Source organism: Geodermatophilus sp. SYSU D00696 (assembly GCF_054050235.1).
The window spans coordinates 44,459-64,771 of the sequence record NZ_JBJGYY010000016.1; the positions used below are offsets into that span (position 1 = coordinate 44,459).

The window sequence follows — 20,313 nt, forward strand, 5'->3', positions numbered from 1 at the left end:
ACCCCCGGGTCCTCCTGCCCGGGGCGTCAGGCGTCGACGGCGCCGTACAGGCCGGCCGAGGCGCTCCGGCCGGTGACGACCAGGTCGGCCACCACGCCGGAGGCGACCCAGGCCTGCACGTGGCCCGTGCCGTTGTAGCCGCCCAGCGCCAGCACCCGGCCGTCGGTGCCCGGTACCGGCCCGCACCGGGGCATCGGGTCGTCGGCGAAGCCCACGACGCCGGCCCACCGGTGCGTCACCTCCGCGCGCACCCCGAGCTCCTCGACCAGCCACCGGTCGAGCCGGGCCTGCACCGGCCCGGAGACCTCGGCGCGGTCGGTCCAGCTCGCCGCCCCGTCGAGGTCGGAGAAGCCCCCGAGCGCGATCCGCCCGTCCGCCGTCTGGTGCACGTACTCGTGGCCGTGGCGGGAGTAGACCGGGGACGGGAGCACCGTCCGCCCGAGCGGTGCCGTGGCGAGCATGTTGAGCCGCCGCGGCCGGACCGCCGCCGCCGACGGCACCAGCGCCGCCAGGTCGCCGTCCACGGCCACGACGGCGCGGTCGCACCGCACGGCACCGGACGCGGTCCGCACGCGGACGCCGTCGCCGTCGACGGCGGGCGGCCCGACCACCGGTGACCGCTCGAACACCCGCGCCCCGCGGGCCTCGAGGGCGTCGGCCAGCGCCCGCAGCCACCGGACCGGGTGCACCGACCCGTCGTGCGGCAGGTACAGCCCGGCCCGCTCCGGCCGGGCGAGCGGGCCGGGCAGGTCGTCGCCGGCCACCAGCTGTCCCGGGAAGCCGTCCTCGGCGAGCGCCGCGGCGTGCCGCCGGACGTCGTCGGCCTCGGTGCCGTCGACGGCGAGCCGCAGCATCCCGTCGAGCCGGAAGTGCCGGCGGGCGCCGACGGCCTCGGCCACCTCGAGCATCTCCCGCTGGGCGTCCAGCGTCGCCCGGTGGACGGCGACCGCCCGCTCGCGGCCCCACAGGGCGCGGGTGTCGTGGTACATCGGCGCGGCGCCGGCGATGAAGAAGCCGCCGTTGCGGCCGCTCGCGCCGGAGGCCACCGCGGAGCGCTCCAGCACGACGACCGACAGCCCGGCGTCGAGCAGCCGCCGGGCGGTGGCCAGCCCGCCCACGCCGGCGCCGACCACGCACACGTCCGCGTGCGTCTGGCCCTCCAGCGCGGGCCGCGGGCGGGCGGGCTCGTCCTGCCACAGCGGGACCGAGCTGCTGCTCATGCGGGTCCACCTCTCGTGCGCTCTGCCGCCCGACGGCGGTCCCGTCCGGCACCGCCACCCTGCACACCGCCGTCGTCCCGGATCGCGCCGGGGTGCGCCGACCGGTAGGACGGGGGCGGGACGCCGGGCCCCGGCGTCCGTCCCGTTCCCGGACGACGCAGGTGAGGACCCCCGTGAGTGCCCCGACCCTCGACACCGCCCCGTGGACGGTCCGCGAGCCGCGGGTGGACCCCGGGACGCTCGACGTCGCCGAGTCCGTCTTCAGCCTGTGCAACGGCTTCCTCGGGGTCCGGGGGACGCTCGACGAGGTCGAGCCCTTCGGCATGCGCGGCACCTACCTGTCCGGGGTCTACGAGACCCACCCGCTGTCCTATCCCGAGGGTGGCTACGGGCACCCCGAGGAGGGGCAGGCGATGCTCACCGTCGCCGACGGCACGCCGCTGCGCCTGCTGGTCGACGGGGTCCCGCTGGACGTGCGCGAGGTCCCGCCGCAGGTCCACGAGCGCACCCTCGACCTGCGCGCCGGGACGCTGGACCGCCGCGTGCACTGGACGTCGCCGTCGGGCCCGACGGTGGAGGTGTCCTCGCGGCGGCTGGTCTCCCTGGCCGAGCGGTCGGTCCTCGCCGTCCGGTACGAGGTCCGCGTCCTGGACGGGTCGGCGCACGTGGTCGTGCGGTCCGAGCTCGCCGCCGGCGTGGTGACCCCGGCGGGCGTGGACAACGACGACCCGCGCGTGGCGGAGGCCCTCGACGAGGCCTTCGAGCCCCGGGCGCAGATCGGCAGCGAGACCGGCGGCGCGCTCGTGGAGCGGACGCGCCGGTCGGGCATCACGGTGGCGGCCGCGGTCGGGCACGAGGTCGACGGCGGGCGGGTCGGCACCCACGTCGACGAGCAGCACGTCGTCACCACGGTCGCGGCCGACCTGTCCCCCGGGGAGCGCCTCACGGTGGTCAAGGTCGTCGGCTACGGCTGGTCGCGCGACGCGGGGTCCGACTCCGTCCTGGGCCAGGCCTCGGCCGCGGTGAGCTCCGCGCTCGACCTCGGGTGGGACGGCCTGGTCGCCGCCCAGCGGGCCGTGCTCGACGAGCTGTGGGCCACCGCCGACGTCGAGGTCGACGGCGACGCCGAGCTGCAGCAGGCGCTGCGCTACGCCGTCTTCCAGCTGTTCTGCTCCGCCGCCTGCATCTCCGGTGCCCCCGTCGGCGCCAAGGGGCTGACCGGCGTCGGGTACAGCGGCCACACCTTCTGGGACGTCGAGGGGTTCGTCCTGCCCGCCCTGTCGCTGCTGCGCCCGGACGCGGCCGCCCGCCTGCTGCGGTGGCGCGCCGACACGATCGGCCCCGCCCGCGACCGTGCCCGCACGCTGGGGCTGGTGGGGGCGTGCTTCGCGTGGCGCACCATCAGCGGGCCCGAGACCTCGGCGTACTGGCCCGCGAGCACGGCGGCGATGCACGTCAACGCCGACATCTCCCGCGCCTTCTGGCTGCACCAGAACGTCACCGGCCGCGACCTCGACTCCGTCGGCGGGCTGCCGGTGCTGGTCGAGACGGCGCGGGCGTGGGCGTCGGTGGGCCAGCAGGACGCGGACGGCGCCTGGCACCTGTTCGGCATGACCGGCCCCGACGAGTACACCGGCGTCGTCGACGACAACGTCTTCACCAACCTCATGGCCCGGCGCAACCTCCGGTGGGCCGCCGACGCGTGCGAGCGGCTGTCCGAGCGCGCGGCGGAGCTGGGCGTGGACCACGCCGAGACCGCCGCCTGGCGGGCCGCGGCCGACGCCGTGCACGTCCCGTGGGACGAGCGGCTCGGCGTGCACCCGAGCAACGAGGACTTCACGACCTACCGGGAGTGGCCCTTCGAGGACGAGCGCGACCGCTACCCGGTGCAGGAGCACCACCACTACGCCGACTTCTACCGCCGGCAGGTGCTCAAGCAGGCCGACCTCGTCCAGGCGCTGTGGTGGTGCCGCGACGAGTTCACCGACGAGGAGGTGGCGCGCGACCTCGAGTACTACGAGGCGCGCACCGTCCGGGACTCCTCGCTGTCGGCCGCCGTGCAGGCGGTCGTGTGCGCCCAGGCCCAGCACCCCGACCTCGCGCTGCGCTACCTGCGGGAGGCCGCCCTGGTCGACCTGCGCAACCTCACCGGCGGCACCGCCGACGGCCTGCACATGGCGTCGGTGGCCGGGACGTGGCTGGCCCTCGTCGCCGGCCTGGGTGGCATGCGGGAGGACCACGAGGACCTCGAGCTGGCGCCGCTGCTGCCGTCCGCGCTCTCGCGCACCGCCTACCGGCTCACCTGGCGTGACCGGCTGCTCCGCGTCGAGACGACCCGGGAGGGCACCACGGTCACGCTCGAGCGCGGCGAGCAGCCGGTGACCGTCGTCGTCGACGGCGCCCGTCACCGGGTGGCGCCCGGCGAGCCGGTGCGCGTGCCGCTGCGCGCCCCCACCCCGCTGCTCGACGAGCCGCGGCAGCCGGCCGGTCGCGAACCGCTCAGCTGACCCATGCCCGGACCCTGCGCTCTGCCGGCTGGTTCCGGGCGCTGAGGGCGCGATGGGGCCGGCAGAGCAGGGAACGAGCCGGCAGAGCCCGCTCAGCGGGCCTGCTGCACGAAGCGCGTCAGGTCCGCCAGCAGGGCCGGCCGGCGGCGGGTGCGCCACATCGCCACCAGCCCGGCCACCACCGGGGGGTCGAACGGGCGGATCACCAGGCGCCGCCCGTCGAGGTCCGGCGGGTCGTCGCCCACGCAGAGGGTGAAGCCGCCGAGGTCCTCGACGGCGTCGAGCATCGCCGCCTGCGCGTCGTCCAGGACGGGCACGTGGGTGACCTGCGGCAACCGCCCGTGGGGGTCGGGGAAGCAGGACAGGAAGAAGTCGTAGAACGGCCGGGTCTCGAGGCTGGGCGAGTAGACGACCAGGCGCCGGCCGGACAGCTCCCGCCGGGAGAGCCGGTCGCCCGCGGCCAGCGGGTCGTCGACCCGGACCACCCCGTGCAGCACGACGGGGGCGAACGGCGCGGACTCCAGCGAGTCGGCGCCCGCCGGCGGGGCGGTCCAGCCCACGGCCAGGTCGAGACGGTCGTCGAGCAGGTCGCGGACGACGTCGTCCTGCTGCTGGAGGTGCAACCGGAGCTCGACGTCGGCCCGGGTCGCGCCGAACAGCCGCACCCTCCGGACCACCGCCTGGGGACAGTCGATGTCGACGCCGACCCGCAGCGGCGTCCGGACCTCCGCCGCGCGCCGGGCCTCCCGGACCGCCAGGTGGGCCGTGGCGACCGACTCGCGGGCCCCGGTGAGGAACGCCTGGCCGGCCGCGGTCAGCCGGACGTGGCGGGTGTCCCGCTCGAACAGCGCCACGCCGAGCTGGCGCTCCAGCCGGCGGATCTGCTGCGACAGCCCGGACTGCGTGACGTGCAGCCGGGACGCCGCGCGCCCGAAGTGCAGCTCCTCGGCCAGGGCGACGAAGGGCGCCAGCAGACGGAGGTCCAGCTCCCCCACGGCGCCTGCGTACATCCATGACGGCCCGTCATCAAGACCGGGGGCACCCGTCATCACCGACGCCTTCCCCACCGCCCGCCGCGCCCGGGACGCTCTGGGTGCCCCGCACCACCCGTCACGAACGAGAGGACCGACCCGTGGAACTGGGCAGGCTCCGCGTCAACCAGCTCAGTGCGGCCGGCTGGGAGTGGTACCAGCAGTACCTGGCCGCGCTGGACGCCTACGACCTCGAGCGCTACTCGTCCTTCCTGTCCCCGGACGTCTCGATCCAGTTCGACAACGACGAGCCGATGGTCGGCCGGGAGGTCGCCGCCAAGGGCCTCGACCAGTTCTGGGGGTCGGTGACCGCCATGGGCTACACGCTGGTGCACGAGCCGCTCAACCTCTACGGCGACGACCACCGCTTCGTCCTCGAGGCCCTCAACCACTACGACGGCGCGGACGGCCGGCGGGTCACCGTCCGGGCCACCGCCTGGACCGACCGCGGGGACGACGGCGCGGTCACCTCCGTCCGCCTCTACCAGGACCTCTCCCCGCTGTACCGCACCGCCGGCTGAGGGGCAGCCGGCCCGGTCTACCGTCGGGAGGCCGGACCGACCCCGTCGACGGAGGCCCCAGGTGACCAGCGACCCGGAGGGCACCGGCACGGCGCACGACTGGCTGGCCACTGTCGCGGTCGACCCCGCCGTGTTCGACCTGCGACCGGACTACCGGGCGCTGCTGCTCACCGCCGACGGCCTCCTCGGCGGTCCCGGCGACGCGGTCAGCGAGCGGGTCCTGGCCGCCGCCGAGGACGACGCCCGGCGGCTGCTCGCCGGCCGGTCACCCGAGGAGCTGCCGCACCCGGCCGCCTGGCGGGAGGCCTACCGGGCCTTCGGCGCCCGGCCGCAGCGCACCCGCCCGAGCGTGGAGGCCCTGCTGCGCCGCCTCGACCCGGACGGCCTGCCCCGCATCGACCGGATCACCGACGTCTACAACGCCGTCTCCGTCGCCCACCTGCTGCCGATCGGCGGGGAGGACCGCGCCGCCTACGCCGGGCCGCCGCGACTGGTCCGCGCCGAGGGCGACGAGCCGTTCGACACCACCGCGGGCGGTGCGGCGGTCGTCGAGCACCCGGAGGCCGGCGAGGTCGTCTGGCGCGACGACGCCGGCGTCACCTGCCGCCGCTGGAACTGGCGGCAGTGCACCCGCACCCGGATCACCACCGGCACGAGCAGCGCCGTCTTCGTCCTCGACGTCCTCGACCCGCTCACCGACGACGACGCCACCGCCGCGGCCGACGCGCTCACCGAGGCGCTGCTGGCGACCAGCCCGGACGCCACCGTCCACCGGCGGGTCCTCGCCGGCCCGGGACGGGCTCCGGGAGGCTGACGGGTCGCCGGCGGCTCACCCCCCGGCCCGCGGGGACCGGACCACCGCCACCGGGCACGGCGAGTAGGCGATGCAGCGCAGGCTCACCGAGCCCAGCAGCAGACCCGACCAGGCGGTCCGGCCGCGCGACCCGACCACGAGCAGGTCGGCGGAGTCGGCCACCTCGGTGAGCACGTCCCACTCCACGCCCTCGAGGATCTCCGCCCGCAGCTGCACACCCGGGGCCTCGCCGTCCCACGCGTCGTGCACCGCCCGGCGCAGCGTGCCGTCGGCCTGCTCCCGCAGCGTGGTCTCCGGCACCGCCCACGGCGGGCCGCCGTAGCCGGAGACGGTGTCGGTCCAGGCGTGCACGACGTGCAGCTCCGCGCCGCGCAGCCGCGCCTCGGCCGCGGCGAACCGCATCGCGGCCACCGACTCCGCCGAGCCGTCGACCCCGACGAGCACCCGGCTCGCGGTGCCCTGCCGGGGCACGGCGCCGTGGGTGGACTCGTCGTCCCGGACGACGACCACCGGTCCCCGGGCGTGCTGGGCGCACTGCTGGCCGACCGAGCCGAGCAGCGCCCCGCGCAGGGGCCCCCGGCCGCGGGAGCCGACGACGAGCAGTCCGTCCTCGCCGGCGGCGTCGACCAGCTGCTGGACCGGGTGCCCGTGGCGCACCTCGGGGTGGACCGGGACGGCCTCGCTCCCGGTCGAGGCGGCGACCTCGGCGGTCTCCACCTCCATGCGGGACCGCACCTCCGCCTCGAGGTCGGCGACGTCCGGCCGGCCGAGGCCCCCGTCGTGGGCGTGCGGCGGCCGGTCCTGCGGCCAGACGGTGACCAGCCGGACCGCCGTCCCGTGCAGCCGTGCCTCCTGCAGGCCCCAGGCCAAGGCGGTGCGCGCGCCGGCCGACCCGTCGGTCCCCACCACGACCTCGCGCGGCCTCGTCGTGTCGTCCACGGTGCTCCCTCCTGTGTCCCGGTCCCGCTCCCCTACCCGCCGTCGACCCGGACCACCGGCGGCTGGGAGCATCCCCCGGGTGTGCACGGTGGTCGTGCGCTGGTCGGCGGGCCACCCGGTCCGCATCCTGGCGCTGCGCGACGAGCTGACGACCCGGGAGTTCGACGACCCGGGCCGGTGGTGGCCCGAGCTGCCCGACGTCGTCGGCGGGCGGGACCGCGTCGCCGGTGGCACCTGGGCCGCCACCGACGTCGGCACCGGCGTCACCGCGCTGGTGCTCAACCGGCCGCAGAAGCGGACCGCCGACGCGGGTGCCGCCAGCCGCGGCGTCCTCCCCCTGCTCGGGGTGGCCCACGGCGCGGACTGGCCCGCGCGGGTGCGCCTGGACGGGATGGCGAGCTTCCTGCTCGTCCTGGCGACCCCGGAGGGCCTCACCACCTGGGACTTCGACGGCGCGACGCTGACGACGACCGCGCACGGCGAGGGCACGACGATGATCACCTCGGGCGGCCCGGAGGACCGCAAGGCCGACCGCCACCTGTCCGCGTTCGCCGCCGCCGAGGTCCCGGAGGGGTGGCGCGCGCTGGTCCGCAGCGCGCCGCCCCAGGACGACCCGGGCGCGCTGGTGGTCCGCCACGAGGAGGACGGACTGGTCTTCGCGACCGTGTTCGGCGAGCTGATCGAGGCCCGCCCGGGCGCGCTGCGGCTGGAGCACAGCCGGCGCCCCTGGACCCCCGAGCCCTGGCAGGCACTCGACCTCACCGCGCCCCGGCCCCGGTGAGGACGCGCCGCTCGGTTCTTGACTCGTTCAAGAGAGGGCGGGAGGATCGGCGGCGTGCCGGACGCCGCAGACCTCGAACGCGCACTGCGCGCGGCGGGTCTGCGGGTCACCCGCCCGCGCCTGGCGGTGCTCGCCGCCGTCCACGCGCACCCGCACGTCGACACCGAGGCGCTGATCGGCGCCGCCCGCGCCCGCATGGGGGCGGTCTCGCACCAGGCGGTGTACGACGTGCTGCGCGTCCTGACCGACCGGGGTCTGGTGCGGCGCATCCAGCCGCAGGGCTCGGTCGCGCGCTACGAGGCGCGGGTCGGTGACAACCACCACCACCTGGTCTGCCGGTCCTGCGGCGCCATCACCGACGTTGACTGCGCCACCGGCGAGGCTCCGTGCCTCACCCCCTCCGGCGACGGGGGCTTCCTCGTCGACGAGGCCGAGGTCATCTACTGGGGCCGCTGCCGGTCCTGCGCGACGGCCCCGGCCACCTCTTCGCCATTCGACCGTTCCGCACCAGAGAGAGGCACACCGTGAAGGACGAGCGCAACAAGGTCGAGACCGAGAGCACCAGCGAGAGCGAGAACCCGGCGATCCCCTCGCCGACCCAGGTCACCAACCGGCGGCCGCAGAGCAACCGCGACTGGTGGCCCAACCAGGTCGACCTGTCGGTGCTGAACAAGCCCTCGAAGGACTCCGACCCGCTCGGCGAGGACTTCGACTACCGGGCGGCCGTCGCCGGGCTCGACGTCGAGGCGGTCAAGCGCGACCTCGTCGAGGTCATGCGCACCTCGCAGGACTGGTGGCCGGCCGACTGGGGCCACTACGGCCCGCTGTTCATCCGGATGTCCTGGCACGCGGCCGGCACCTACCGGATCGCCGACGGCCGGGGTGGCGGCGGGGAGGGCGGCCAGCGCTTCGCCCCGCTCAACAGCTGGCCGGACAACGCGAACCTCGACAAGGCCCGCCGCCTGCTGCTGCCGGTCAAGCAGAAGTACGGCCGCAAGCTCTCCTGGGCCGACCTGCTCGTGCTCGCCGGCAACGTCGCGCACGACGACATGGGCCTGCCGACCTTCGGCTTCGCCTTCGGCCGCGAGGACACCTGGCAGCCCAAGGAGACCTTCTGGGGACCCGAGGACACCTGGCTCGGCGACGAGCGCTACGCCGGCGACGCTCCCCTCGACCTCGACGAGGGCCCGCTCGCGAACGTGACCATGGGGCTCATCTACGTCAACCCCGAGGGTCCCAAGGGCCAGCCCGACCCGCTCGCCTCCGCGCACGACATCAAGGTCACCTTCCGCCGGATGGGCATGACCGACGAGGAGACCGTCGCCCTGATCGGTGGCGGCCACACCTTCGGCAAGACCCACGGCGCGGGCAACCCCGAGCTGGTCGGCCCGGAGCCCGAGGGCTGCCCGGTGCACGGCAACGGCCTGGGCTGGATCAGCCAGCACGGCACCGGCAAGGGCGCCGACACCATCACCAGCGGTCTCGAGGGCGCCTGGACCCCGACGCCGACCACGTGGGACAACTCCTACTGGGACACGCTGTTCGGCTTCGACTGGGAGCTCGTCGAGAGCCCGGCCGGCGCCAAGCAGTGGCAGCCGAGCAACCCCGAGGCGCAGGAGCTCGTCCCCGACGCGCACATCGAGGGCAAGAAGAACCCGCCGATGATGTCCACGGCCGACATGGCGCTCAAGGCCGACCCCGAGCTGCGCGTGTACGCCGAGCGCTTCCGGAACGACCCGGAGTACTTCGCCGACCAGTACGCCCGGGCCTGGTTCAAGCTGCTGCACCGCGACATGGGCCCGAAGACCCGCTACCTCGGTCCCGACGTGCCCGCCGAGGACCTCATCTGGCAGGACCCGGTCCCCGCCGTCGACCACGAGCTGGTCGGCGCGGCGGAGATCGCGGACCTCAAGCAGCGCCTGCTCTCCTCCGGCCTGACCGTGTCGCAGCTGGTGCACACCGCGTGGTCGGCCGCTGCCTCCTACCGCGGCACCGACAAGCGCGGCGGGGCCAACGGCGCCCGGCTGCGGCTCGAGCCGCAGATCGGCTGGGCGGTCAACGCGGGCGTCCGCGACGTCCTGCCGGTGCTCGAGCGGGTCAAGGAGGAGTTCGAGCAGCAGACCGGCACGCGGGTCTCGCTGGCCGACCTGATCGTCCTCGGCGGCTCCGCGGCGGTGGAGAAGGCCGCGGCCGACGCCGGCGTCGAGGTGACCGTGCCGTTCCACCCGGGCCGCACCGACGCCTCCCAGGAGCAGACCGACGTCGACAACTTCCGCTGGCTCGAGCCGCGGGCCGACGGCTTCCGCAACTGGATCGCGCCGGGCAGCAAGCTCCAGCCGGAGACGCTGCTGGTCGACCGCGCCTACATGCTCGAGCTGACCGCCAAGGAGATGACCCTCCTGGTCGGCGGCCTGCGGGTGCTCGGCGCCAACACCGGCGGCACGACGCACGGCGTCTTCACCGACCGGCCCGGCGTGCTGAGCCAGGACTTCTTCCGCAACCTGCTCGACCTGGGCATCTCGTGGCGCACCTCGGTCGACACCGAGGGCGTCTACGAGGGGCTGGACGCCGACGGGAACGTCGTGCGCACGGCGACCGCGGCCGACCTCGTGTTCAACTCGAACTCGATCCTGCGGGGCATCGTCGAGGTCTACTCGGCCGACGACGCCCAGGAGCAGTTCGTGCGGGACTTCGTCGCCGCTTGGGTGAAGGTGATGGAGCTCGACCGCTTCGACCTGCGGTAGGCACTCCCCCTCCGGATGCCCCGGCCCGCACCGCGCGGGCCGGGGCATCCGGCGCTGTCCCCGCCGACGACCAGCCGGCCCTCGCTGCCCGGCCGGGACCCGGTTGGCCAGCCGCCGGGTGAGGCCGTCGTAGCTGTCGAGCGTGCCGGTGACGTGCCCGCCGTCGTGCAGGTACACCGCCACGCCCACCGGCCGACCGCTGCCGCTCCAGGAAGGCGGCAGCCTGCGGGTGCAAGGGCATGCCCCTGCACCCGGGCGGTGGACCGGTCGCTCAGCGGTAGGCGCGGAAGAACCGCCGCATGTCCTCCGCCACGAGCTCCGGCACCTCCCACTCGAGGAAGTGCCCGCCGTGCGGCAGGTCGGTCCAGGAGGCCACGTTCCACTGCCGCTCGGCCCACTCCCGCGGCGTGGGGAACATGTCGGCGCCGGACATCGCCATGCCCGTGGGCACCTCCACCCGGCCCCAGCCGGCCGACGGGCCGCGCACGGTCTCGTAGTACAGCCGCATGGACGAGCCGATGGTCTGCGTCGCCCAGTAGACCGTGAGGTTGGTCAGCAGGTCGGCGCGGTCGTAGACGGAGTCGAGGTCGCCGCCGCAGTCGCTCCAGGTGCGGAACTTCTCCAGCACCCACGCGGCCAGTCCGGCGGGTGAGTCGTTGAGCGCGTGCGCGAGGGTCTGCGGCTTCGACGAGTGCTGCATCGCGTAGGCCATCTCGCTCTGGTTCCACTCCTGCGCCCGGGCGACGAACTCGCGCTCGGCGTCGCTGAGGTCCTCGGGCACCCAGCCGAGGTAGGGGTTGGTGCCCGACACGTGCAGGGCGACGAGCCGGTCCGGGGCGGTCAGGGCCAGCTCGCGCAGCACGCCGGCGCCCAGGTCGCTGCCGCGCCCGGCGAAGCGTGGGTAGCCGAGCTCCGCCATGACCCGGACGACGATCCCGGCGATGCGGCCGACGCCCATCCCCCGCTCGGCCGGCCGGTCGCTGAACCCGTAGCCCGGCAGGGACAGCGCCACGACGTCGAAGGCGTCCCCCGGCTCGCCGCCGTGCTCGTCGGGACGGGTCAGCATCGGCACGATCGGCAGCATCTGCACGAACGAGCTCGGCCAGCCGTGCAGCAGCACGACCGGCAGCGGCTCCCCCGCGTCGCGCCGGGGGGCCCGCTCGTGGACGACGTGGACCCCGAGGCCGTCGACGTCGACGCGGCAGTGCGAGACCGCGGCCAGCCGCTCCTGCTGCCGTGCCCAGTCGAAGTCGTGCAGCCACGTGTCGACGAACGACCGCAGCACGTCGGTGTCCATGCCGTAGTCCCAGCCCGCGCCGGGGATGGCGTCGGGCCAGCGGGTGGCGCGCAGCCGGGCGCGCAGGTCCTCCAGGACGGCGGGGTCGACGGACGGGGTGAACGGGGTGACGGTCATGCGCTCCTCCCGGGGCCTTCGGGGCGGGACGGGTCCGCCTGACTGATTCCGGTGGTGAGGTGCCGGCGGATGCGGGGTCGGCCGGAGCGGCCGGACCGCGATCGGGCCCGCCCCCGGGCAGGGGGCGGGCCCGACGCTCCAGGGACTAGCGGGACCTGCCGCTGCTGCCCACGGTGTACCGCGTCTGCGACTGCGGGTTGAGCGTGCCGGTCCTGTCCGACCCCGCACCGGCGATGGCCGGGTCGTTGAGCTTCAGGACGTCGAAGCCCTGCTGGATGTCGCTGCTGTAGACGAGGCCGTCGTAGAAGTACGCCGACCACGACCCGCCGAGCACCAGCTGGTCCGCACTGACCGGGCCACGGTCGAACCAGGCGATCTCACGCGGGTTCGCCGAGTCGGTGAAGTCCCACACCGAGATCCCGCCCTGGTACCAGGCCTGCACCATGATGTCGCGCCCCTGGGTGTTGGGGATCAGCGAGCCGTTGTGCGCGACGCAGTTCTCCTCGTTGGTCTGGGTCCGCGGGATCTTGAAGTACGACCGCTTCACCAGCTGCCCGTCGACGATGTCGTAGACGGCGTTGGCGCCGAGCTCGTCGCCGATGGTCGGGTTGCAGGTGGGGGCGCCGCCGCCGCCGAGCTCGTCGGTGAAGACGACCTTGGTGGCGTCGTTGTCGAAGGTCGCCGAGTGCCAGAAGGTGAAGTTCTCGTCGGTCACCGAGGACGTCACCTGCGGGTTCAGCGGGTCGCTGATGTCCATCAGCACGCCCTGGCCCATGCACGCGCCGGCGGCGATGCCCTTCTCGGGGTAGGCGGTGATGTCGTGGCACCCGCTGGTCGCGCTCCGCACCCGACCGGTGGGGAAGGCCTCGTCCGGCGCGGTGGTGGCCCCGGCGAAACCGCCGTCGGGGAACAGCACGGGCTCGGCGACGACCGCGGCCGACGCCGGGTCGGCGTCCGGGACGGCGACGATGCTGATCTTGTCGTGCGGGGTCTGGCAGTCCTTCTGAGCGGCACTGGGACCGTAGGAGGAGACGTACACCAGCATGCGGCCGTGGGCGGGGTCGGGGACCAGCGTGTTGGTGTGCGAGCCGCAGTCGGTCTCGACGCTGGTCAGCAGCTGGGGGTTCGACTTGTCGGCGATGCTCCAGACCCGGATGCCCTCCCAGTAGTCGGCGGTCGGGTCGGAGGTGGCCGGGCGGGTGAGCGCCGGGGCGTCGCAGTCGTCGCTGACGCGACGGGAGTCGGTCGAGGTGATGACGATGTCGCCGTAGACGGAGACGTCGTTCTGCGCGCCGAGGCAGGCCGCCTGACCGACGAGCGTCGGGCTGCCGGACCGGCGCACGTCCCAGACGGAGAAGCCGTTGTAGTTGCCCTGGATCGCGTAGCCGTCGACGAAGGCCAGGTCGGAGTTGTAGGCGTCCTGTCCGGCGGCGATGCCGCTCTTCGGCGTGCTGCTGATCAGGCGCAGGTTCGGTGAGCTCGCCACCTGACCGGGCGTGGCCAGCGGCGCGCCGGAGTCGTCGAACTCGGCGATCTGGGAGTCGGTGAAGCACTCCGACTCGTCGACCTCCTCGCTGTCCTTGGACACGCAGTGGTCCGGGTGGGCCGTGGCGGGCGGCGCCACCAGCAGGCCGGCCGCCAGCCCCCCGGCGGCGGCCAGTCCCACGATCACGGACCGGCGGCGGGTCGTCGTTGACCTCACGTACTGCTCCTCTCGGCACCCCCACGTGTCCCCCGTGGACCCGTCTGGAGGCGGCCGGACGGTATGCAGCCATCCGTCCGTTACGGAAGGCCCACTCGGCGTGTCGCAACGCCGGGTTCCGTGTCGCTGGAGTCCCTCCAGACCGGCCGCCGGTGCCGTGGAGCCCGGTCGGCCGTCACCGCCGTCCCTCGCTCCTCGCCTCGATCCCCTCGGCCTCGGCCGCCAGGTAGCGATCGGTGAGGCGGCGGTAGAACCGTCCCACCACCGCGCCCACGGGCCCGGCCTGCTCGACCGACAGACTCACGCGGCTGCCGCCGGCACCGAGGTCCTCCACCCCGCTGCATCACGCGGACCGTGAGGTCCCGTCGTGGCCACCGCCGGCCCGCTCCGGCGGTGCCGGGAGACGGTGACGCCGGGGTGACGACCTGGTGACGGGGCAGCGCCTAGCGTGCTCGCGCCCGGTGGAGCGGGTCCCCGCAGCGGTGGGGCGAGCCGTGACCACCGGGCCGTGACCACGTCGGCCGCCGTCGCCACGACGGTCAGGAGGGAGTCCAGGTGTCCGAGGACAGGAGCTTCTATGCCGGACTCGGTTCAGGACTGGAGGGGGTCGAGGTCGAGGAGGTGTACGACGCCGTGGCGGACCCCACCGTCGCGAAGCGCATCGCCGACACCGACAACCCGTTCCACATCGAGGTCCGGTTCCTCGGCGGCCTGACGGAAGAGCAGAAGCAGGCGTTCAGGACGGCCGCGGACAGGTGGGCCGAGGTCATCGTCGGCGACCTCGAGGACGTCCGGCTACCGGACGGCACGGTGGTCGACGACGTCCGCATCGACGCTGCGGGGGTGTCCATCGACGGCCCCGGCCGGGTCCTCGGCCGGGCCGGACCCCGCCTCCTGCGGCCGGCCGGCAGCACGCACGAGTTCCTCCCGATCACCGGCATCATGGAGTTCGACGTCGCCGACATCCCCACCATGATCGCGCAGGACCTGTGGAACACCGTGATCATGCACGAGATGGGCCACGTCATCGGCATGCTCGACTTCGTCTGGAGCGCGAAGGGCTTCGTGGCCAACCGCAACACCCCGCAGTGGTCGTTCACCGGGCCGACCGCCATGGAGGAGTTCGGCAGACTGCAGGACCCGTGCGCCAACGCCACGATGGCCCAGCTCGCCGGCCTCCGGTCGGCGGCCGCGGACGGCGCGGACGGCGGCGTCCCCGTCCCGATCGAGGACGACTTCGGTCCCGGCACCATCGGCAGCCACTGGCGGGAGAGCGTCTTCGGCGCCGAGATGATGACCGGCTTCGTCAACCAGGGCGCGAACCCGCTCAGCAGGGTGACCGGCGGCGCGCTCGAGGACCTCGGCTACCAGGTGGACCTCGACGCCTGTGACGACTACAGCCTCCCGTCCGCCACGACCCTGGCCGTGATGGGCGTGCTCACGGCCGGGCGGATGCACGAGGTCATCGGCGAGATCGGCGGCACCGGTGGGTACGTCGAGCACCCGACACCCGAGGTCGCCCCGGACTCGGTGTTGACCGACCGGGGGTGAGGGCCGGTGCAGCCGCCCGGCGAGGAGGACTGGAGGTGGATCGACGAGCACGTCGAGCACCCCACTCCCGAGGTCGCCGGTGACGAGGTCCGCATCGTCGGACACGAGGAGCGCACCCTCCCCGGCGCGGACGCGGCCGCCGGGGAGGAGAGGCGGAGCGAGCCATCCCGGACGGATCCGGACCGGCCGGCGGAGACGCAGCAGGAGGACCGCTGAGACCGGGCGCGGACGGGCCTCCTCCGCCGTCCCGCGCTGACGATGCGGTCCCGCGGCAAGAGGAGCGACGATGGGCCCACTGACCGACGCGGTCGTGTACTCCGACATCGGCGGCACACTGGCCTCGGTCACGCTGTCCGCCGACGGGGAACGGATCGAGGAACTCGCCGTCTACCCGTACGTGCGCGGGGTGCTCGCCGAGCTCCGGCAGCGCGGCGCCCGTCTGGGCGTCCTCTCGGATCCCGGCCCGCTCCCCACGGACGAGCTCGACCGGGCGCTCGAGGACGCCGGCCTCTGGAGCGCCCTCTAGCCCGAGCTGGTCCTCCACGGGTCGAAGGACTCACCCCGCGTGTTCCAGCAGGCCCTGGAGCGCGCGGGCACCGCGGACCGCGTCCTCTTCGTCGGGGAGGACCCGGACGAGCGCGCTCAGGCCCTGCGGGCCGGGTTGCTGGTCGCCCCGCACCCCCTGTTGGCGACGGCGGTGCTCGACGACCGGGCGCACCTGCGCTACGTGCGGGTCACGGTCCCGCCGGACCACGCCCGCGAGGACTGGCGGAGCGCGCTCCGCGACCTGCCGCTGGTGCCCGTGCACGTCACCGGCCGCGACGGCACCACGGTGTACGCGATCGGCACGACGACGGCCGCCGCGCGGCTCGACGACCTGGGTTTCCGGGTCGACCGCCTCGGGGTCGAGGACGAGCCGCTCACGACGGAGCTGTACCTGCTGCGTGACGACCGCCAGGTCGACAGCGGTTTCCTGGCCCTCGACGGCAACTCGAGGGACTTCTTCCGGACGGGGGCCGCGGCCCGCGCCGTCCTCACCTCCACCGACGACGGCCTCGTCGTCGCCGTACCGGCGGGCCGGTCCGTGGAGGCACTGCACTTCGACGGCACCCGGCACGGGCACAACCTGAAGCTGGCACCGACCGCCCCGGCGACCGGGTGGGCCGACGACCGCGCCGGAGCGGCGGAGGTCGGCTCCGCCCCACCGACCGTCACTCCTGAGGAGAGGGAGGTCCTGGACGCCAGGATCGGGCCGCAGGCACTCACCGAGCACCTGGCGCGGTACACCGGGGCCACGCCGGTCTCCCCGGCCGGTGACGTCATCACCAGCAGGCACATCCACCACCGGCACAACGCGCTGGCCGTGTCGACGCTCGTCGCGGACCTCGCGCGGATCGGGTGCGGGCGCTTCGTCGTCCGTCGGCACCGCTTCGCGCACGAGGGTCGTCGACTGGAGAACGTCGAGGCCGAGTTCCCAGGGAACGGGCTGGACGGGGTCGTGCTGGTGACGGCGCACATGGACTCCACCGGCGCCCTGCACCGGGGATACGACCCCGCGACCGATCCCGCTCCGGGAGCCGACGACGACGGCAGCGGGGTCGCCGGGGTGCTCGCCACGGCGGACGCGTTCCAGGCGCTGGACGCGACCCTGAGCGTGCCCCGCCGGACCGTACGGTTCGTCCTCTTCAACGCCGAGGAGCACGGCCTCGTCGGGAGCCTGGCCTACGCCCGCGACCAGGCGCTCCTCGGGACCCCCGTCGTCGGCGTCTTCCAGCTGGACATGATCGGCTGGGACGTGCTGCCCGACCCCACCTTCGAGCTGCACGCCGGCTTCAGCGACTCCGCCACGATCGAGCGGCGGTCGCTGGCCCTCGCGCGGAGGATCGCCGCACTCGTCCCGCAGGTGTCCCCCTCGCTGCCGCCTCCGCAGCTGTACCCGCCCACCGGGGACACCGACCCGGCGGAGGCCCGCAGCGACCACTACAGCTTCCAGCTCAACGGTTACACCGCGTGCCTGGTCTCGGAGGACCTCTTCGCCGGACCCGGGCCCGGCGCGCCGCCGGCCGAGATGAACCCCCGCTACCACACGCCCGCGGACGCCTCCGTCAACGCCGGGTACGCGGCGGACATCACCCGCCTGGTGGCGGCCGCTGCCTGGTTCACCGCCACGCACTGAGCCGGGGTGTCATGGGGCACCGGGTCGAGGGCACGCTGCTGGTGTCCGGCCCCAGGCGCGGCGCCGGGCGGGGAGCAGGCCGGCGAGAGGCAGGTGGTGGGTCGTGGCGGTGCTGAGCATCGCGCTCGAGGAGGGGTTCGAGGGTGACTCCGTCGTGGTCGAGGTGGACGGCCGCAGGGTCCTCGAGCAGGAGGAGGTCCGGACCCGCGTGCAGATCGGGTTGGCCGACACGGTGGAGGTGCCGGCCGACGACGGGGTCGACGTCGACGTCGAGGTGCGTCTGACGTCGCGCCCGGCCGTCGGCCGGCTGCGGGCCCACGTCGCCGACCGGCTGTACGTCGGGGTCTCCGTCCACGGCGACGCCGTGCTGTTCCGGACCTCGCCGACGCCGTTCGGCTACGTCTGATCCCCGGTCACCCCACCGTGGTCTGCGAGTACCGGTCCCGCTTGCGTGCCAGCTCCTCGAGGACCGACGAGAGGACCCTCCGCCGGCCCACCACGCGGCGCGACAGGGTGTCGTGGGCCGCGCCCATCAGCCGACCGGCGACCTCCGGGTCGTCGGAGGTGCTCAACCGCTGCGAGGCCGTCTCGGCCTCCTGCGCGAACCGGATGTGGCCGAGCGTCACGGCCGCCTCGTCGGCGCGGTCCACCAGGGCGTGCTCCAACAGCCGCCGGGCCTGCTCCGGCCGTGCCCTCCGGACGTCGACGGCCAGGCCCGCCGGGGAGTCCGAGCGTGCGGTCGCCAGCTTGTAGTCCGCTGCCGCGGGCAGGCCGAGGGCGAGCGCCGCGTGGACGGCGACCCGCCGGTCACCCAGGCGGTCGACCACCTCGGAGAGGGTGTCGTTGGCCTGCTCGAGCACCGCGGTGCCGCCGAAGGTCAGGGACCTGGCGACGTCCTCGGTGAAGACGTCCGGGGCGAGGGCCTCCTCCTCCCGGCTGTCCGGGGCCGCCACCCGCAGGGTCAGCGGCTCGGACACGACGTCCTCCTCGCCGTGGCGGAGGGCCGCCTGCACCCGGTAGGTGCCCGGCTCGGCGATCGCCTGGCCCTCGATGCCGGCCGAGACCAGCAGCGAGGAGTAGAGCGACTCGCCCGGTGCGAGCACCACGGTCTCCGGGGAGCGGCAGTAGCGCGCGAACGGGACGTGGCGGCGGGCCGGCCCGCGCGGCGGCTGGACGACCAGCGTCATGTCGTCGACGGAGTCCAGCACGTGGGCGTCCACCAGCTGCGGGCTCCCGGAGGTGTTGGTCAGCTTGGCCTCCACGACCACCGGCTCGAGGAACTGGTAGACGGGGCGCTCCCGGTTGACCCGCAGCTGCAGCCGGAGAGCCGGCTCGAGGGACACCTGGGCCTCGCCGAACCCGTGGTGGTCGAACCACGCGGCGTCGCCCATCCGGACGAAGCGCTCGGGGGCGTGCCGCAGGAACAGCAGCTCCGGGTTGCTGAACCGGAAGGCGAAGTCCGCGAAGAACGCCGTCTGCCCACCGGCGACCCGGAACGGGTAGTTCATGAAGCTGCGGGCCTCCGGTTCGTCGGGGAGACCGGGCACCCACGGCGTCCCGAGGGACTTCTGCCACGAGTGGGCCAGGTTGAAGGCGTGGCCCATCTCGTGGCAGGCCGTCCAGAAGACCATCCGCCGGACCCAGGCCTGCGGGTTGGCGTCGCCCGCAGGCGCCTGGGAGATGAACGAGTCGTTGAAGATCGCGGTGCCCTGGCGGTGGTTCGGGCCGATGTCGTCGAACATGATGCCGCCGAGGCTGGTCCCCTGTTCGTGCAGCGAGGCGAAGAAGACCCACATGGCCCACTGGGCGCTCGACGAGAAGCGCGACCAGAACACCTGCATGGCGTCGTGCATCTCCGCGTCGCTCCAGCGGGCGTCGGACCCGGCACCGGTGAGCGGCACGGTCCCGCCGGGGGACTCCGTGGCGTCGAAGCCGGCGCGCTGGAAGACGGTCCGGATGGTGAGCTGTTCGCACGGCAGCGACCCGGGCCGGTTCGGGTGGGCGCAGGTGTTGATGCTGGTCGTCGCCGACTCCCCGGTCGCGGCGTCGAACTCGAAGTCGACCGTGTGGAAGTACCGCGACGAGTACCGGTAACGGCGGGTGCGGCGCAGGCCCCCCGGGGCCTCGAACCTCGCCGTCGCCCGCATGTCGCCCGGGTCGCCGTGGCCGCCGACGTGGACGGTCACGGTCGTGTACGGGAAGGCCGAGGTGGCGCCGTCCTTGTAGTGGATGGGGCCACGCCACCGGTGGGGACCCATCGGCGTGAGCGCGGCGATCCAGTGCACCCGGTCCAGGCCGAGGCCGGCAACTCCACTGGCCACCTGCTGGGCGTGGGGGCCGTCGACGTCGAGGCGCAGCTCCTCACGCCCGGCCTGTGAGACCAGGAGCACCGGCGCCACGCGAGCCGTCCCGTCCAGGGCCCCGTCCACCGCGCCGTCCAGGAACGGGACGCCGTCGGCCGCCTCGCGGACGTCGACGGAGACGTCCTCGGAGTCCTTCGGATGGGCCGTGTACAGGCCACTGACCTGTTTCTGCTGTGGCTCCTGCCCGCTCTGGAAACGGATCTCGGGCAGCCCCTCGACGCTGACGTCGGTCGTCGAGGCAGCATCCGGCTTGACGATCATGTCGCTCTCCTCCGAGGTGGGCGCAGTGCAGGCCGAGCCTCTCCAGGGGGGCGTCACCGATGCGTCATCGGGGCGTCACCCCGGGCGGTGCCGCGTGGTCCTCGGTCCCGACCGGACATCCGCCTCGGGACCCGCATCGCACTGTGCAGTCACTCACGAGCTGTGGTGATGCGGCAGTGACGCCGCGGTGACGACCTGTGGGAACCCTTGCTCCCCAGGGTGCTGATCGGCCTCGCCGAACCGGCCTCTCCGTCGGCAGGGAACGTCATCTGCGTGGAGCAGGGGCGCT

Annotated in this window: 18 protein-coding genes; 11 read left to right on the top strand and 7 right to left on the bottom strand. The window is 74.3% G+C overall.

Features of this window, described 5'->3' with window-relative positions:
- Positions 1-26: 26 nt before the first annotated feature.
- On the bottom strand, positions 27-1,220 hold the full coding sequence (locus ACI79O_RS12095; RefSeq protein ID WP_456914245.1) for an NAD(P)/FAD-dependent oxidoreductase: 1,194 nt from the start codon (positions 1,218-1,220) through the stop codon (positions 27-29).
- A gap of 173 nt (positions 1,221-1,393) precedes the next feature.
- On the opposite strand from ACI79O_RS12095, the gene ACI79O_RS12100 reads away from it, so the two are divergent.
- Positions 1,394-3,727, top strand: coding sequence for a glycoside hydrolase family 65 protein (locus tag ACI79O_RS12100; protein WP_456914246.1), 2,334 nt, complete (start codon positions 1,394-1,396; stop codon positions 3,725-3,727).
- Positions 3,728-3,819: 92 nt separating this feature from the next.
- On the opposite strand, the gene ACI79O_RS12105 is transcribed toward ACI79O_RS12100, so the two are convergent.
- Positions 3,820-4,722: a LysR family transcriptional regulator gene (locus ACI79O_RS12105; protein ID WP_456888874.1), complete on the bottom strand. Its 903-nt coding sequence runs from the start codon at positions 4,720-4,722 to the stop codon at positions 3,820-3,822.
- A 137-nt stretch (positions 4,723-4,859) separates the two neighbouring features.
- Here ACI79O_RS12105 and ACI79O_RS12110 point away from each other — a divergent pair, with 137 nt between their 5' ends.
- Positions 4,860-5,279, top strand: a complete 420-nt coding sequence (locus ACI79O_RS12110) for a nuclear transport factor 2 family protein (protein WP_456888875.1) — start codon at positions 4,860-4,862, stop codon at positions 5,277-5,279.
- Positions 5,280-5,340: 61 nt separating this feature from the next.
- The gene (locus tag ACI79O_RS12115) at positions 5,341-6,093 is read left to right on the top strand and encodes a B3/B4 domain-containing protein (RefSeq protein WP_456914247.1); all 753 of its coding nucleotides are present in this window, start codon (positions 5,341-5,343) and stop codon (positions 6,091-6,093) included.
- A 15-nt stretch (positions 6,094-6,108) separates the two neighbouring features.
- On the opposite strand, the gene ACI79O_RS12120 is transcribed toward ACI79O_RS12115, so the two are convergent.
- On the bottom strand, positions 6,109-7,032 hold the full coding sequence (locus ACI79O_RS12120) for a universal stress protein (protein ID WP_456888878.1): 924 nt from the start codon (positions 7,030-7,032) through the stop codon (positions 6,109-6,111).
- Between the two features lie 79 nt (positions 7,033-7,111).
- Here ACI79O_RS12120 and ACI79O_RS12125 point away from each other — a divergent pair, with 79 nt between their 5' ends.
- The 3 genes from ACI79O_RS12125 to katG are packed head-to-tail and all read left to right on the top strand — an operon-like array spanning position 7,112 to position 10,557.
- Positions 7,112-7,813 carry an NRDE family protein gene (locus tag ACI79O_RS12125; protein ID WP_456914248.1) on the top strand — a complete coding sequence of 234 codons (702 nt, stop codon included), beginning with the start codon at positions 7,112-7,114 and terminating at the stop codon, positions 7,811-7,813.
- Positions 7,814-7,867: 54 nt separating this feature from the next.
- On the top strand, positions 7,868-8,341 hold the full coding sequence (locus ACI79O_RS12130) for a Fur family transcriptional regulator (protein WP_456875075.1): 474 nt from the start codon (positions 7,868-7,870) through the stop codon (positions 8,339-8,341).
- Positions 8,338-10,557, top strand: coding sequence for a catalase/peroxidase HPI (gene katG / locus ACI79O_RS12135; RefSeq protein ID WP_456914249.1), 2,220 nt, complete (start codon positions 8,338-8,340; stop codon positions 10,555-10,557). The genes ACI79O_RS12130 and katG overlap by 4 nt, the downstream gene beginning before the upstream one ends.
- A gap of 271 nt (positions 10,558-10,828) precedes the next feature.
- Here the strand turns inward: katG and ACI79O_RS12140 are convergent, their stop codons facing one another.
- From ACI79O_RS12140 to ACI79O_RS12150, 3 genes are all read right to left on the bottom strand, one after another.
- Positions 10,829-11,971 (bottom strand): epoxide hydrolase family protein, encoded by a 1,143-nt coding sequence (locus ACI79O_RS12140; protein WP_456914250.1) that lies wholly within the window; start codon positions 11,969-11,971, stop codon positions 10,829-10,831.
- A 145-nt stretch (positions 11,972-12,116) separates the two neighbouring features.
- Positions 12,117-13,673, bottom strand: a complete 1,557-nt coding sequence (locus ACI79O_RS12145) for an LVIVD repeat-containing protein (RefSeq protein ID WP_456914251.1) — start codon at positions 13,671-13,673, stop codon at positions 12,117-12,119.
- Between the two features lie 175 nt (positions 13,674-13,848).
- Positions 13,849-13,977 (bottom strand): hypothetical protein, encoded by a 129-nt coding sequence (locus tag ACI79O_RS12150; RefSeq protein ID WP_456888888.1) that lies wholly within the window; start codon positions 13,975-13,977, stop codon positions 13,849-13,851.
- A gap of 251 nt (positions 13,978-14,228) precedes the next feature.
- Between ACI79O_RS12150 and ACI79O_RS12155 the strand changes: the two genes are divergently transcribed.
- From ACI79O_RS12155 to ACI79O_RS12175, 5 genes are all read left to right on the top strand, one after another.
- Positions 14,229-15,224, top strand: coding sequence for a leishmanolysin-related zinc metalloendopeptidase (locus ACI79O_RS12155; protein ID WP_456914252.1), 996 nt, complete (start codon positions 14,229-14,231; stop codon positions 15,222-15,224).
- A gap of 6 nt (positions 15,225-15,230) precedes the next feature.
- Positions 15,231-15,440: a hypothetical protein gene (locus ACI79O_RS12160; protein ID WP_456914253.1), complete on the top strand. Its 210-nt coding sequence runs from the start codon at positions 15,231-15,233 to the stop codon at positions 15,438-15,440.
- A 70-nt stretch (positions 15,441-15,510) separates the two neighbouring features.
- The gene (locus ACI79O_RS12165) at positions 15,511-15,750 is read left to right on the top strand and encodes a hypothetical protein (protein WP_456914254.1); all 240 of its coding nucleotides are present in this window, start codon (positions 15,511-15,513) and stop codon (positions 15,748-15,750) included.
- Positions 15,751-15,789: 39 nt separating this feature from the next.
- Positions 15,790-17,400, top strand: a complete 1,611-nt coding sequence (locus ACI79O_RS12170; protein ID WP_456914255.1) for a M28 family metallopeptidase — start codon at positions 15,790-15,792, stop codon at positions 17,398-17,400.
- A gap of 103 nt (positions 17,401-17,503) precedes the next feature.
- Positions 17,504-17,806 carry a hypothetical protein gene (locus ACI79O_RS12175; protein ID WP_456914256.1) on the top strand — a complete coding sequence of 101 codons (303 nt, stop codon included), beginning with the start codon at positions 17,504-17,506 and terminating at the stop codon, positions 17,804-17,806.
- Between the two features lie 7 nt (positions 17,807-17,813).
- Here the strand turns inward: ACI79O_RS12175 and ACI79O_RS12180 are convergent, their stop codons facing one another.
- Entirely contained in the window at positions 17,814-20,024 is a 2,211-nt protein-coding gene (locus ACI79O_RS12180) for a hypothetical protein (protein WP_456888894.1), read from the bottom strand.
- Between the last annotated feature and the right edge of the window lie 289 nt (positions 20,025-20,313).

Excerpts from the sequence above, each read along its gene's own strand:
- ACI79O_RS12095 (WP_456914245.1), bottom strand. The coding sequence starts at position 1,220 with ATGAGCAGCAGCTCGGTCCCGCTGTGGCAGGACGAGCCCGCCCGCCCG.
- ACI79O_RS12140 (WP_456914250.1), bottom strand. The coding sequence starts at position 11,971 with ATGACCGTCACCCCGTTCACCCCGTCCGTCGACCCCGCCGTCCTGGAG.
- ACI79O_RS12180 (WP_456888894.1), bottom strand. The coding sequence starts at position 20,024 with ATGATCGTCAAGCCGGATGCTGCCTCGACGACCGACGTCAGCGTCGAG.
- ACI79O_RS12165 (WP_456914254.1), top strand. The coding sequence starts at position 15,511 with ATGGGCCCACTGACCGACGCGGTCGTGTACTCCGACATCGGCGGCACA.